Origin of the sequence: Bifidobacterium xylocopae, from assembly GCF_003315615.1 — a bacterium.
Lineage (GTDB): Bacteria > Actinomycetota > Actinomycetes > Actinomycetales > Bifidobacteriaceae > Bombiscardovia > Bombiscardovia xylocopae.
The window spans coordinates 144,882-159,124 of sequence record NZ_PDCH01000001.1 but is presented as its reverse complement, the minus strand read 5'-3'; the positions used below and the strand labels follow the sequence as shown (position 1 = coordinate 159,124).

General features: G+C 64.0%; 11 protein-coding genes and 2 riboswitches. Of the genes, 5 read left to right on the top strand and 6 right to left on the bottom strand.

Going from position 1 to position 14,243, the window contains the following annotated elements:
• Nucleotides 1-22 precede the first annotated feature (22 nt).
• The 3 genes from CRD59_RS00655 to CRD59_RS00645 all read right to left on the bottom strand — a co-directional run bounded on the left by CRD59_RS00655 (nucleotide 23) and on the right by CRD59_RS00645 (nucleotide 5,138).
• Nucleotides 23-3,280 carry a UPF0182 family membrane protein gene (locus CRD59_RS00655; RefSeq protein ID WP_113852672.1) on the bottom strand — a complete coding sequence of 1,086 codons (3,258 nt, stop codon included), beginning with the start codon at nucleotides 3,278-3,280 and terminating at the stop codon, nucleotides 23-25.
• A gap of 62 nt (nucleotides 3,281-3,342) precedes the next feature.
• Nucleotides 3,343-4,509, bottom strand: a complete 1,167-nt coding sequence (locus CRD59_RS00650; RefSeq protein WP_113852671.1) for a glycosyltransferase family 4 protein — start codon at nucleotides 4,507-4,509, stop codon at nucleotides 3,343-3,345.
• Nucleotides 4,506-5,138 carry an NAD(P)H-dependent oxidoreductase gene (locus CRD59_RS00645; RefSeq protein WP_113852670.1) on the bottom strand — a complete coding sequence of 211 codons (633 nt, stop codon included), beginning with the start codon at nucleotides 5,136-5,138 and terminating at the stop codon, nucleotides 4,506-4,508. The genes CRD59_RS00650 and CRD59_RS00645 overlap by 4 nt, the downstream gene beginning before the upstream one ends.
• Nucleotides 5,139-5,305: 167 nt before the next feature.
• A riboswitch (M-box (ykoK) riboswitch) is annotated at nucleotides 5,306-5,463 on the top strand.
• A 253-nt stretch (nucleotides 5,464-5,716) separates the two neighbouring features.
• Between CRD59_RS00645 and CRD59_RS00640 the strand changes: the two genes are divergently transcribed.
• From CRD59_RS00640 to CRD59_RS00620, 5 genes are all read left to right on the top strand, one after another.
• A complete protein-coding gene (locus tag CRD59_RS00640; RefSeq protein WP_113852669.1) occupies nucleotides 5,717-7,477 on the top strand; it encodes an ABC transporter permease in 1,761 nt (586 codons plus the stop codon).
• A gap of 59 nt (nucleotides 7,478-7,536) precedes the next feature.
• A complete protein-coding gene (locus CRD59_RS00635) occupies nucleotides 7,537-8,919 on the top strand; it encodes an ABC transporter ATP-binding protein (protein ID WP_113852668.1) in 1,383 nt (460 codons plus the stop codon).
• A gap of 5 nt (nucleotides 8,920-8,924) precedes the next feature.
• Nucleotides 8,925-9,007, top strand: a riboswitch (Fluoride riboswitch).
• A gap of 68 nt (nucleotides 9,008-9,075) precedes the next feature.
• Nucleotides 9,076-9,525 (top strand): fluoride efflux transporter FluC, encoded by a 450-nt coding sequence (locus CRD59_RS00630; RefSeq protein WP_113852667.1) that lies wholly within the window; start codon nucleotides 9,076-9,078, stop codon nucleotides 9,523-9,525.
• Entirely contained in the window at nucleotides 9,522-9,896 is a 375-nt protein-coding gene (locus CRD59_RS00625; RefSeq protein WP_113852666.1) for a fluoride efflux transporter FluC, read from the top strand. The genes CRD59_RS00630 and CRD59_RS00625 overlap by 4 nt, the downstream gene beginning before the upstream one ends.
• Before the next feature lie 113 nt (nucleotides 9,897-10,009).
• Nucleotides 10,010-10,648: an NAD(P)-dependent oxidoreductase gene (locus CRD59_RS00620; protein WP_236632638.1), complete on the top strand. Its 639-nt coding sequence runs from the start codon at nucleotides 10,010-10,012 to the stop codon at nucleotides 10,646-10,648.
• Between the two features lie 79 nt (nucleotides 10,649-10,727).
• Here CRD59_RS00620 and ychF read toward each other — a convergent pair whose 3' ends face one another.
• From ychF to CRD59_RS00605, 3 genes are all read right to left on the bottom strand, one after another.
• The gene (gene ychF / locus CRD59_RS00615; protein ID WP_113852665.1) at nucleotides 10,728-11,816 is read right to left on the bottom strand and encodes a redox-regulated ATPase YchF; all 1,089 of its coding nucleotides are present in this window, start codon (nucleotides 11,814-11,816) and stop codon (nucleotides 10,728-10,730) included.
• Between the two features lie 92 nt (nucleotides 11,817-11,908).
• Complete coding sequence (gene proC / locus CRD59_RS00610) at nucleotides 11,909-12,709, bottom strand: pyrroline-5-carboxylate reductase (RefSeq protein WP_113852664.1); 801 nt, start codon at nucleotides 12,707-12,709, stop codon at nucleotides 11,909-11,911.
• Between the two features lie 97 nt (nucleotides 12,710-12,806).
• Nucleotides 12,807-14,153: an alpha/beta fold hydrolase gene (locus CRD59_RS00605; protein WP_113852800.1), complete on the bottom strand. Its 1,347-nt coding sequence runs from the start codon at nucleotides 14,151-14,153 to the stop codon at nucleotides 12,807-12,809.
• Nucleotides 14,154-14,243: the final 90 nt, after the last annotated feature.

The following is a 14,243-nucleotide window of genomic DNA, read 5'->3' as shown; positions in this document are numbered from 1 at the left end:
GTGACCGGTCCGAAGATTCGCCTCATCCCCTCTTCTGGGATTCCAAGGCCTTGTTCAGGGCCTCCTTGAGGCGGTTCTGGGCTTCCCCATAGGCGGTGAAATCGCCCTTCCTCAGAGCGGAGTCCGAGTCCTTCATGGCCTGGTCGGCGTCGGACAAGGATTGCTGGAGGGCATGTCCATCACCCCCCGGGGCCGCTGGCGCCTGCCCCGTGCCCGGCTTGGATGGCTGCCTGCCTTCGGTTCCGTCGTCACTGCCAGGGACGGCCGTTTGATCGGTCTTGCCGGCGTTCTCCGCATCGCCAGCCGACGCGCCCGAATGCCCCTTGAAGGTCTTGTCCAAGGCGGCATCCAGGGTGGGCGCAGAGCTGACCTTGTCACCGAAGGCCACCAACACGCGCTTGAGCAGGGGGAAGGAAGTGGCGCCAGAGGATTGGACATAGACAGGTTGGACGTATATCAGACCATTGCCCACAGGCAGGGTCAGCAGATTGCCTCGTTTGACCTTGGTGGAACCCGACTGAAGAAGGTTCAGCTCTGTGGAGATGGCCGCATCCGAGTTGAAGTTATTCTGGGCCTGGCCCGGACCGGGCACATTCGAGTTCTTCGGCAACTCCAACAGCCGCAGGGTACCGTAGTCCGCCCCGATCTTGCCCGGGGTCCTGCCCGCGTCTGAGTCGACGGACATGAAACCGGTGAGGATCTCGCGCGTGGATGTGCCGGCCGGGATGTAGGTCGAAGTCAGCGAGAAGGTCGGCGAGGCCGTCCCCGGGGTCTGCATGGTCAGGTAGTAGGGCGGCTGCTTGACGCCGCTCTTCTGCTCGGCGTCCGACCCGGTCGGGTCGACGGGTGTCTGCCAGAAATCCTCGCCAGAGAAGAACTGGTTCGCCTGACCGACATGATACTGGGAGAGCAGCTGACGCTGGACCTTGAAGAGGCTCTCCGGGTAACGCATGTGACTCATCAGATCGCCCGAAATCCGACTCAGTGGCTTGTATTGGCCAGGGAACACCTTCTGCCAGGCCTTCAGCACTGGATCATGGGCATCCCAGGCGTACAGGTCAACCGAGCCGTCATAGGCGTCGACCGTAGCCTTGACCGAATTGCGGATGTAATTGGCGGACTGGGATCCGAGTCCCTTCACGGCCTGGGAGGTCACCGTCGTGCTGTCCTGGGTGATTGGGCCGAGATCCACCTTCTGGGAATAGGGGTACATATCCGATGTGGTGTAGCCGTCGACGATCCACTTGACCCGACCGTCCACCACAGCCGGATAGACGCGGCCGTCGAGCGTCAGGTAGGGGGCTACCTTGGCCACGCGTTCCTTGGGGGAACGATCATAGAGAATCTGCGAAGAGGGTGTCACACGGTCCGAGAAAAGGATCTGATCGGATCCGAAACGGATGGAATAGAGCAGACGGCTCAGGAAATTACCGACCGAAGGGCCCCCATGGCCGACGAAAGTGTTGGTCGCCCCATTGGAACCCGTCGGATAATCGAACTCCCAGCCCTTGGTCTTGGTGCCGTCGGCAGATCCAACGATAGAGTACTCGGGGGCATTGGGTGAGAAGTATATCCGCGGCTCGTAATGCTCCTGGTCGGTGAGCTTTCCATGGGTGGGGATGTCCTGCTCGAAGAACTCCGGCTGCCCGTCAGCAGTGACCTTGTTGCCGTAAGCGGCCACGACCCCGTAACCATGGGTGAAGACCGTGTGGTCGTTGACCCAATTGCGGTTGTCGTTGCCGTTCAGGTCCAGCTCGCGTGCACCGATCACCGTGTCCTGGCTGACTCCGTCTATCTCATACTTGTCAACGGCCAGCGTGTCCTCGAAGGAATAGTATTGCTTGGACTGCTGGAGCTGGCGGAAGGTGGGCGAAACCACCTGCGGGTCCAGTAGGCGGATCTGCGCGGTGGTGTCTGCGTCCTGTGCCAAAGCCCCGGAACGCACTTGCGTGGTGGCCTGGTACTGCTCGGTCTTAAGACCCTTGAGGCCATAGGCCTGGGAGGTGGCGGAAATGTTGCGCTGGATGAACTTGGACTCCATCTCCTGGGCGTTTGGACTCACCCGGAACCGCTGCACCACCATGGGCCACACCCCGGTAAGGAGAACAGCCGCGACCACAAGGGCGCCTATGGCGGCGACCGGCAGCCGCCACTGCTTCAATGCAGCCCCAGCCGAGGCGGCCGTAGGCCTGCCCTCCCCCAGTGTCTTGGCGGTAAGCAACCAGGCACCCAGGACTATACCTACCAGGGCGACCAGGACGGCCATGATGAAAGTGACGGGGATGTTGGCATTGACCGAAGTGTAGGAGGCACCGGTGATCCGGGCGGCCCCGGCCACCTGATCCCCCTGCTCCGTCAGCCGGTCGAATACACCCAGGGCGATGTTGCCGGCCCAGGCAAGCATGGCCAGGATCAGCCAGACCGCCAGCTGCCGGCGCGCGTGTCGGGTCATCTCCACGATGCCCCGGCCATGCACCGGCATGGTCAGGCGGACACCGCCCATAAGGAAGTGGGTGATCAGGGAGAAAAGACCGGCCAGGACCACAATCAGCAGGAAGGCCGAAGCGAGGAGCTTCAGGCCAGGCAGGGTGAAGACATAGAACCCGTTGTCCAGGCCGAACTGGGGATCCCTGGACCCGAAGGACTGGCGGTTGAACAGGAGGATGATCCTGGTCCAGTCGGCGTTGAACTGGGAGCCGAAGACCACACCGACCACGAGGGACACCACACCCGCGATACGGCGGGCGGCCTTGGACGAAACTCCGTTACCGATCTCGATTACGTCACCCTTGATGCGAATCGTTGAGCCGTCAGGTGAATCCGGCCTCGCACGGATGGCAAGGGTGGCCGAGGCCAGTGTGATCAGGGCGAGAATCAGGGCATAGGCCAGCCACAGGCCGAATTTGACACCCAACTGGGTCCACACCACCCGGCTGGCCCCCAGTTGGCCGTACCACATGAGATCGGTGATAAAGCGGGAAGTGGCGAACAGCAGGACCAGCAGGAGGACGAGGGCCCCCAGCACAGCAAGCAGCATCTTCGACCCACGGCTCATACCGGGCATGCCGTTGGTACGGCGGTTCAGGCGGGGCAGCTGCGGACCATGGGGACCACCGGGACCCCGCCGCCCGCCCACCGGACCCGACGAAGGCCGCGCGCCGGCTCGCCCGTCCTCCTGGACGTCGATGATCACCGGGTCATCGTCGGAACGGCCCGGCCGCCGGTTACGTGGATCCTGATCGGGGTCGAACATGGCACCGAATAAGTCAAAGAAAGACATACAGCCAGCTTACATGCAGCGGACGTCCTTGCCCAGCCCGACAAACCCCGGTGCGGCGGTCCTCAGCTGCGCCCGCGAGCAGCCAGAGCCTGCGCGTATACCGTCTCCACGCGGCCGGCCACACCCCTGACGTCGTATCGACCCAGGAGGTCGCGCTCCCGGCCAGCAAGCGATCGCGCCCACACCGGGTCGCTCAGGGCCCTGACCATACGCTCCGCCAGGGCCTGCGCCACCGTTCGCCCGGAAACCGGGAAGAGGGCGGCCTCGTCGTTGAGCAGCGTGGACCGGTATCCCGGATTGTCGCCGGCCAACGTCGCTCCGGCCCCGCAGGCGATGGCCTCCAGCAGGACGATGCCGAAGGATTCGCCGCCTGTCGAGGGGAATACCGCAAGGTCCGCCGAAGCCAGGAGGGCGGTCTTGTCGTCCTCGGACACGAAACCGGGAAAGTCCACCGGCGTGGACAGGCCGGCGGCCCGACGCATGCACTCCTGGAGCAGGGGGCCCTTGCCTGCCATGGTGACGTGCAGCCCTGCCGGCAGCGAACCGGTCCGCTCCCCCCAGGCCAAGGCGTCCAGAAGGATGCGCGCGCCCTTGCGCTGCACGAAACGCCCCAGGAAGACGACGTGGGGCCCTCCGTCCCTATAACGTTCGACAACGTCGACACCCACACGGTCACGGCGCTCACGCAGTCGTGCCACATCAACCGGGTTGGGGATGACCACGCCCCGGGCACCAGCGGTCAGAGCCGCATAACGGGCCGCCACCGGGGACACGGCGATCACGCGGTCGATCCGTTCATGACTGCGACGGTCAAGAAGGCCGAGGGCCCGACCCGCCAGCAGCTGCAGGGGGGTGTCTACAGCGATGTGGTAGGTCGCCACCACCCCACAGGAGGGATCAGCCCGATCCAAGACACGGCCGGCCAGCATGGGACTGTACGGGGCCTGAACGTGCAGGATGTCGAAGCGGCCACGAGCCAGGACCGAACGTATGCCGCGGTCGCTGGCCAGCAGTGGGATGCGCATGCGGTTGCCGTTGAAGGAGACGGCGACATTACGGCTCAGTGCATGGACACCCCCCACCGGGGGATGATCGGTCTGTCCGACCAGGTAGTGGACCTCATGCCCCCGACGTTGCAGTTCCCCGCCCAGGGTCAGGATATGCTGCTGGACCCCGTCAGCCGCATCCAGGCTGTCGTCGAAGACGAATCCGACGCGCAACGGCCTCATGCCTGCCCGCCGGACCTGCCGGCCTCTCCTTCGACTGCCAGCCGCCGACCCATCAAGGTGATCTCGACCAGGCGGCGCTCGATCGCTTCGCGCACCTGCGGGTCATCATCCCCGGCGACCAGCTGGTCCACGTATATTTTCTCCACGTCGCCGACCCCGCAATAGTCACCCAGGGTCCTCCGGACCAGCTGAATGTCGATCGCCTCATCCACACCATCGGCTCGCAGGCGTTCCTCCTCGGCCCCGCACAGCATGATCAGCCGGACTTTCCTACCGGCAAGGACACCAGGCGTACCATCGACGTTGTATGCGAACCGCCGGCACAGGACCCGGTCGATGAAGCCTTTCATCAGAGCGGGCATGGAGAACCAGTAGACCGGGAAGACGAAGGCCAATACATCGGCGTCCGCGATCCGGCCCTGCATTGCAGCCACATCCTCGGGCAGGGGGCCCTGGTCAAGAAAATGCAGACGGTCCTCCATCGTATATACCGGATTGAAGCCCTCGGTGTTCAAGTCGATCAGGTCGGTGCTTGCGCCACCCTCGGCCGCACCATTGAGAAAGGCGTTGCCCACCGCATCGGTCAGGCTCTTGGGGTCTGGATTCGCTGTGATCGCCACGACTTTCATGACGGGCCTCCTTTTATATGTTTTATATGTCGTCTTCCATGGAACCTTGCACGCGGCCAGGCGCCCGTCTCCGGGGCCGTCCGCACCAACCGCCATTGTCCGCTCAGACACGGACCGCCGGGGCTCGGCCGCTGACTTGACAAGATTGTCGCACCCCCTTATCTTAAGGGTGCAGTCGGTAGGCGAAGCTACCACATGGACATGGGTTGCTGCCGCAAAGGGATGGAGACACTCCGCGCTGGTCAGCAGTCCCCGTCGAATCAAGGCGGGGACTAACGCAATCCCGAACGCCATGCGAAGCCGAAACTTGAACGACATAGCCGGTGCGACCGGTCGCCCAGCTTGCTATGCCGCCTTCAGGACCTACGCAGAAGTGGGATTCACTTGAGAAGGAGGTGAGGCACATGGACGACGTTCCCCATCACAGTAGCGGCCTGACCGCGCTTTCGACCCTTTCGACGTTTCCCACCACCGTAATTCCTTCCGCAAGCCTCGAATTCCTTCCGGCCCGTCACTCAGCCTGAGCTCCACCCGGATCAGGCCCGGCCTGCGGAGCAGTCACCAGGAAAGAACTGCCCATGACTTCATTCACCGACCCCATGCGCAAGCCCGGCTCCGACGGCCACGGACGGACCTCCAAGAGCGCACGTCTGGCATCCACCATAGTCGTTGCAATCGGCGTGCTCGCGCTCTTTGGAGCGCTCGGCTACCTCCTCCCCGCCCTCGGCGCCCCCATCGGCCCAGCAGGCATCCCCTCGCACGTCTCGACCGATCCCGCCAATCTGCCTTACTACGCCCTTCGCTCGGTCCTGCGCATGTTCATCGCCCTCCTGTTTTCCCTCGTCTTCACCTTCATATACGGACTGGCAGCGGCGCGGAGCAAGCGGGCGGCGACGATCCTGGTGCCGCTGCTTGACATCCTGCAGTCCGTGCCCATCCTGGGTTTCCTCTCTGCGACCATCTCCATCTGGCTGGTGCTGTTCCCGGGATCGGTCCTAGGGGTGGAGGCGGCCTCCATCTTCGCCATCTTCACCTCGCAGGCGTGGAACATGGCTTTCTCCTTCTACCACTCCCTGATCAGCGAGCCCAAGGAGCTGGAGGAGGCGGCGCGCTCCCTGCGCCTTACCCGCTGGCAGCGATTCTGGAAACTGGATGTGCCCTCATCGATGATCCCGTTGTTGTGGAACTGCATGATGAGTGTGGGTGGCGGATGGTTCTTCCTGACCGCTTCCGAGATGATTTCGGTCAACAACAGGACCTTCGCCCTGCCTGGCATCGGATCCTACGTGGCGGAAGCCTCGGCCGAACAGAACCTCGGCAGGATCGGCTGGGCCATCCTGGCCATGGTGGCGGTGGTGCTCCTAATCGACTTCCTCCTGTGGAAACCGCTGACCGCTTGGGCCGAAAAGTTCCGCATCACCCAGAGTGAGTCATCCCAGCCCAAGCGCAGCGCGGTGCTAACCATCCTTCGCCTGTCGGGCATCAATGACCTCCTGGCCCGGTTGGGCCGTCCGGCGGCAGCCTTCCTGGACCGGATCACCCGCCCCCTGGGCGTCACAGGGGGCAGGACCCGGACGGTCAGCCCCTCCCGCAGGGCCTGGTCCAACGGCCTGTACATGACCGCCCTCGCAGCGCTCTGCACCTGGGGCCTGGTCGAACTCTACCGGCTGGTCGTTCCCGCCCTGGGCCCGGGCGAAGTCGTCCATGTCTTCTGGCTGGGTCTGCTCACACTCCTGCGCGTGACCCTCCTGCTGGCGGTCAGCTCGATGGTCTGGGTGCCTGTCGGTGCGCTGATCGGAATGAACCCTAAGCTGTCGAGGGTGCTGCAGCCCCTGGTGCAAGTCCTTGCCTCATTCCCGGCCAATTTCATCTTCCCGTTCGCGACCATGCTGTTCCTGGCCTGGCACATAGACATCAATTGGGGGTCCATCCTGCTCATGGCACTTGGGACCCAGTGGTACATCGTGTTCAATGTCATCGCAGGCGCCTCGGCCATCCCCGACGACCTCCGCGAGATGTCACGCTCCCTGCGCCAGCCCGCCTGGCAACGTTGGAGGACCCTGATTCTGCCGGCCGTGTTCTCCTCCTGGTGCACCGGAGGCGTCACCGCAGCAGGCGGGGCCTGGAACGCCTCGATCGTCTCGGAGGTGGTTTCCTACGGCAGACATGCCCTGACGGCCCAGGGCCTTGGCTCGTACATAGCTGAGGCGACCGCCACCGGTGCCACTGCGCGGATCATCGCGGGAGTGGCCGTGATGAGCCTGTTCGTAGTGGCCGTCAACCGAATCTTCTGGTACCCCCTGCAGAATCTGGCCCAACGCCGCTTCGCCATCGCCTGAACCGCGGACGGCTGATAACAGGCATGACACAACTGACATGATCCATAAGGAAGCACAGCATGAACGATAAGACCATCATCGAAGCGCGGCATGTAACCAAGGAATTCCAGTCCGACGAAGGCAATGACTGGAAGGTCCTGGACGATATGAACCTGACCCTGGAAGCGGGCGAGGTGGTGGCGATCCTAGGTCGCTCCGGCGCCGGAAAGTCCACCTTCCTACGCATTCTTGCAGGCTTGATCCCAGCAAGTTCCGGCTCCGTAACCTACCGGGGCAAAGAGCTGGACGGCCCCAACCCCGGTGTCGCCCTCGTCTTCCAGACGTTCGCCCTCATGCCCTGGCTGACGGTCGAGGCGAATGTGGAACTGGGCCTGCAGGCCCGTGGCGTCCCTCGCGACGAGCGGCGCAAGCTAGCCCTGGCGGCGATCGACGCGATCGGCCTGGATGGGTTCGAGACCGCCTACCCCAAGGAGCTTTCCGGCGGCATGCGCCAACGCGTGGGCATAGCCCGGGCCCTGGTGCTCAAGCCCGATGCCCTCTTCATGGACGAACCCTTCTCCGCCCTGGATGTCCTGACGGCCGAGAACCTGCGCCAGGAGGTCCTGAAAGTGTGGTTCGCCGAGCACGACTCGATAAAGTCAATCCTGATCGTGACCCACAACATCGAAGAGGCCGTGCAGATGGCCGACAGGGTCGTGGTGCTGGGCTCGCATCCTGGCCGGGTCATTGCCGACGTGCCGATTACGATGGACCGTCCGCGCGACAAGCAATCCGATGAGTTCCAGACCACAGTGGACTTCCTGTATTCGGTGCTGACCGGTCGCGCCGACAAGGGCGACATCCGCCGCAAGCTCCAGTCCAAGGTGCGCGACAAGGAGGCGGTCAACAACTCGATCAAGGCCGAGGACCTGGGCGCCCGCGTGCTGCCCGATGCCACGCCCGGCGGCCTGGCTGGGCTGGCCGACGTGCTGTCTGACAATCCCGGCGGCATGGACATGGCCGACCTGGCCGCCATCCTCTCCTTCGAGGTGGATGACCTCTTCCCCCTGATCGACGCCGGTCTGCTGCTGGGCATCTTCGATGCCGACAACGGTCACGTACGGCTGACCGCATTGGGCCGTAAATGGCAGCAGGCCGACATCCTGAAGGCCAAGGAGCTGTTCTCCACGATGATCCTGGACCACGTGCCCCTGGTCCGGGTGATCGACCGAGCATTGAAGAACTCGGATTCCAAGACCCTCCACGGTTCGTTGATCCTGGACCTCCTGCGCGCCCACCACTCCGACAGGGAGGCAGTGCAGCAGTTCGAGACGGCGATCGGCTGGGGACGCTACGGCGAACTGTTCGACTACGATGCCGACGACGACCGTCTGACGCTGGATCCCGAGAACCTGGACCCCGCACCCCGGGACGGGCATATCCCACCGGCCCGACAGGACTGAGCTATACTGCCAGTGGCGATGGAACCCGCCAAGGGCACCTCCTGCAGAGGCTCCCTGAACCGCGAGCGCTGACAGTTCCTACCTCAAACCCTGGGATGGGTGTCGGCGCTGCATGGCTTCCAGCCGGCCTACATCCCCCGAACCAAAGGAGAGATGATGCCGGAACCGAATCGAAGGCATCCCCTGTCACCCCACATCGACCTGCCTGTCCTGCTGCTGGTGTGCGCAGGAGGGGCGGTCGGCACAGGCCTGCGATATGCCTTGAGCGCCCTGCCGGCATACTCCTGGTATTTCCAGACCGGTACATTCGCCGCAAACATGCTGGCCTGCCTGGCTTTCGGGCTTCTCAGCGCTTACATGGCCCGCGCCGGGTGGATCGACCAACGCCGAAGGGAGCTGGTCAGCCGAACCTTGGGCATGGGAGTATGCGGCGGCCTGTCGACCATGTCCACGCTGACGATCGAGGTCTTCACCACGGCCCGTGACCTCCACCTGTGGTCGGCACTGGCATACCTGCTGGCCACATTCGCCTGCGGAATCGGCCTGGCCTGGCTGGGCGGAGGCTTGGGCCGTAGACTGGCCCGTCTGCGGGAGGGGACACGATGACCGCCCTGCTCGTCTGCCTGTGCGGAGGCGCGGGCGCCGGATTACGCTACCTGCTGGACAGCACGGTAAAGAAAGCCTGGCGCAGTCCCTTCCCCTTGTCCACCTTGCTCATCAACCTCATCGCATCCCTGTTCGCTGGCCTTGTGGCCGCCATGGCCGCCGGCCTGCTCCTGGATCCAACTACCCGCCTCCTGCTGGCCACCGGCCTGCTGGGCGGCTTCTCCACCTTCTCCACAGCCATGGCGGAAGTGGTGTCGCTGGTCCAGGGACTCAAACTCAGGCAGGCCGGTCTGTATCTGACCTCCTCCCTGCTTGGTCCCCTGCTGGCCGGCTGGGGCGGATTCACCCTGGGAATGGCCCTGATTGCCTGACCCCATGGCAGTTTTCAGTGGTCTACGGGCACCGGACCGCCATACCGGGTACGGTTGGAAACACATGTGCAGCAGGCCGTCAGCAGGAGCGGCCCTGACAGGAGGAGGGCATCATGACCGATATGAAACTGGCTGTTGTTGCAGCAAACGGTAAGGCCGGTTCGGCCATCGTCAAGGAGGCGGTGGACCGCGGCATCGACGTGACCGCCATCGTACGTCATGAGAACAGGACCGAGGCCCAGCATAGCCTGCGCAAGGACCTGTTCGACCTGACCGCCGCGGACCTGAAGCCCTTCGATGCCGTGGTCGACGCCTTCGGCGCCTTCAAGCTGGAGGACCTGCCCGAACACATGACATCCCTGAAGCACCTGTGCGACCAGCTGGCCTACTCGAAGACCCGGCTGCTGGTCGTTGGCGGCGCAGGCAGCCTCTACACGGACCCGGGGCACAACCAGGAGCTCAAGGACAGTGCAGACTTCCCCCGGGACGCCTACCCCTTGTCCAAGATCATGAGCCAGAGCCTTGAGCAACTGCGCCTGCGCGAGGAGGTGCGCTGGACCTATGTGAGCCCGGCCGCCGACTTCCGGGCCAACGGCACCCGCACCGGCAAGTACCTGCTGCGCGGCGAGGAATACTCCACGAACGACAACGGCGAATCCGCGATCTCATACGCCGACTATGCCATCGGCATGGTCGACGAAGCCCTCTCGGGCGGCCACATCCACGAGCGCATCTCCCTGATCGGCGCCTGAGGCCTCGTAGCCGCATACAGCAAGGGCCCCGCACCTGGCGCTCAGCCGGCGGCGGGGCCCTATCATAGGCGGCGCAAGGTCATACGTTGAACTTGAAGTCCACGATGTCGTCGGGCTGCATCACGTAGTCACGGCCCTCCTGGCGGAGCCTGCCCTCCTCCTTGATGGTCGGCATGGAGCCGTTGGCTGCCACGAAGTCGCCGTAGGATACGATCTCGGCCTTGATGAAACCGCGCTCGAAGTCGGAGTGGATCACGCCGGCGGCCTGGGGGGCGGTCCAACCCTGGTGAATCTGCCAGGCTCTGACTTCCTTTTCCCCGGCGGTCAGGAAGGTCTGCAGGCCCAGCACGTCGAAGCCCACACGGGCCAGCTGGTCCAGGCCGGATTCCTTGAGACCCGCGTCGGCCAGCATCTCTCGTGCGTCGGCCTCGTCCAGCTCGGTCAGGTCGGCCTCGAACTGGGCGTTGAGGAAGATGGACTGGGCCGGAGCGACGGAAGCGGCCAGCCTGGCCTTGAGCCCGTCGTCGGCCAGCTCGTCGTCATCGAGGTTGAACACGTAGATGAAGGGCTTGGCGGTCATGAGATGGAGCTCGGATATCTCGGCCTTGTCGATTGTGCCGGCCGTGGCCGCATGGTCGATGGTCTCACCCTCGCCCAGGATCTGCCGGGCTTGCTTGACCGCATCCATGTAGGACTGTTCGATCTTACCGCCGCGCAGGTCCTTCTCCAGCTTCGGCAGGGCGTGCTCGATGGTCTGTAGGTCGGCCAGGATCAACTCGGTGTTTATGGTCTCGATGTCGTCCGAAGGATCCACATGACCGCTGACGTGGACGATATCGTCGTCCTCGAAGGCACGAACCACCTCGCAGATGGCGTCCGCCTCGCGGATGTTGGCCAGGAACTGGTTGCCCAGGCCCTCACCCTCGGAAGCACCCTTGACGATGCCGGCGATGTCCACGAACGTGACCGTGGCGGGCACGATCTTCTCCGTGTGGACCAGCTTGGCCAGCTTGGGAAGGCGCGGGTCCGGCAGCGGCACGATGCCGGTGTTGGGTTCAATCGTGGCGAAGGGGTAGTTCTCCGCCAGGACATTGTTACGGGTAAGTGCGTTGAAGAGGGTGGACTTGCCCACGTTGGGCAGGCCGACGATTCCTATGGTCAAAGACATGGTTCCCAGTCTATCCGCGCCGCTGACCAATCACAGGCAGGGGCGGCGCCTGCGGGATGCCGGGCGCCGCCCCTGCGTATCAGCGGTATGCCTCACTCGCCTTCGATTGCATCCACCGCATCGATAACCGCCCCACGGAATCCGTCCTTCTCCAAGGCAGCCACCCCTTTGATCGTGGAGCCACCGGGTGAGGTGACCTGGTCCTTCATGGCTCCGGGATTGGTGCCGGTGGCCAGATACAGGGCGCCGGTCCCCTCCACCATCTGCGCGGCCAACCGGTAGGAGGACAACCGGGACAAGCCATGCTTGACACCCGCATCAGCAAGGGCCTCCATATACATGGCGGTGAAGGCCGGCGCACAACCAGCCACAGTGGTGGCGATACCCAGTTGGGCGGCCGGCACCTCCTCGATCAATGCGACCGGCCCGAATACCGATTTGAAGGTTCGGTATTGACCAGGTGTCAGGCTGTGGTCGTTCTCGGTCACCAGGATGCCGCGGCCAACGGCAATCGGGGTGTTGGGCACCGAGCAAATCAGATGGGTACCGGCCTGGAGGAGATCCTCGTACCAGGCGTGGGTGCAGCCGCCGACGATGGAGAGTACGAAACGGTCCGGGCCTGCCAACTCGTCCAACACAGGGCGCAAGGCATCCTCGACTTGGTCCGGCTTGACCGCAACCACGACGATGTCCGCCGCCTCGACGACTTCGGCGGCCGAAGGCACCGCCTTGGCCCCGATACGCCCGGCCGACGCCTGCACCCGATCGAAGTGCGGTGTCGTGGCGATGATATGCGCGCCGTCCACCACGCCGGCGTCGACCAGTCCTTGGGCGATGGCCTGACCCATGGCACCAAATCCGATGAACCCGATCGTCACGTTCTCTTTCGTCACTGCTCAGCCCCTTGTCCGCTTGCACAGGGCCAATAGCATAGGCCCGTTACCGATATTCGCCCTCATCGTATCGCAAGGGCCGGTGGAACCGGAAGCCTTAGAGCAAGCCGTCCAGACCGCCGCGATCCATGGCCTGGGCCAGCAATTCGGAGAACACACCTCCCTCGTGCAAGCCGTCATGCTCGTACCCCGAAGTCACCCACGCATGTGACGAACCGATCCGGGAGAGCGTGTCCATCTGCAGCTCACGGTCCACGTACATGTCGTTGTAGTAGACGGCCGCCTGCAGGGGAACCTCGTTGCCAGCCAGCCGCTCTGGGTCATATATCCTGGGCCAGGTCCCCTCCTGCATGAGCAGTTGCACAGCCTGGCGGAACGGGCGAAGGTTCCTCTCCTGTTCGAACATCCAGGGGAAGATGGCTTCACCGGTGAACATCAACGGCCGGCCATCGGGGCTGAAAGACGGGTCCTGGTCCCGCACCCGCTGGGCGGCCCAATCGATGGGACCGCACTCCCCATCCGCGTATATGAACTCCTGCAAGGGCCAGTACAGCGGTGCGGAGGCCGTGGACCGATCGACCCCGGCCAGGAAAATATCGGAGAGACGAGCCGTCGACCCCGTTTTCAGGCTCCCATCACCGTCGGGGAAGGCCGTGTCCAGCAGCCAATGCAGGCGCTCGAAGCAAGGCTTCATGCCAAAATCCGATCCCAGGGTCTGGAAGCGTTCCACCGTCAGCGGATCACCCCCCGGCAGGCGCGCGCCCCCCTCCGCCAGGATGTCTGCCACCGCCGCCACCCGCTGGCGATCCTGGGGATACCGATCGTAAAAGGCCTGTGTCTTGGCTTTCATCCTGGGAAAGGTGTGCTCATAGACCTCACTTGCATCGGCCGGCACATGCGGGATGCCGCCGGTGGTGAAACAAGCCGCCAGGCCTTCGGGGAAGGCCGACAGATACGCCAGCGTCAGAAAGCCGCCATAGGACTGGCCCAGGCTCAGCCAACGACGACCGCCGAAGACCGTCCTGCGCAGGTGTTCGAAGTCACGGACGATGGAACCGGCCAGGAAACGGCGCAGGTAGGCGGCCTGCTCCCCCGGACCGCCGATGGCGGCGAAACCGGTGCCATCAATGGCACTTGAGCGGCCGGTACCCCGCTGGTCCGGAAGGACCACACGGAAATGCCGGAGGGCTTCGGCGATCCAGGGGTCCGATTGCGGGGTCAGGGGTCTGGGACCGGCTCCCCCGGGCCCCCCTTGAAGGAAAACCAGCAGCGGCAGGTCGTCATGGATCCGGCCGGGCGCGGTCAGGACCCGATAGAAGAGACGTAGCCGGGGGCCGGCGCCTATGTCGTCGCCCGGATCCAGACCTTCCCAATCCAAGGGAACGGGAATCGACCCCTCCTCGACATGCATGCCTGGCATGGAGTAGGACTCCAGGTGTTCCATTGGTTCCTCCTTGATCGGACCGATGGCACCCATTATGCCCGTTTTGTCCAATCGGTGCCGCGCCGTGTCCGGCCCGAGGAAGGAAGGGGC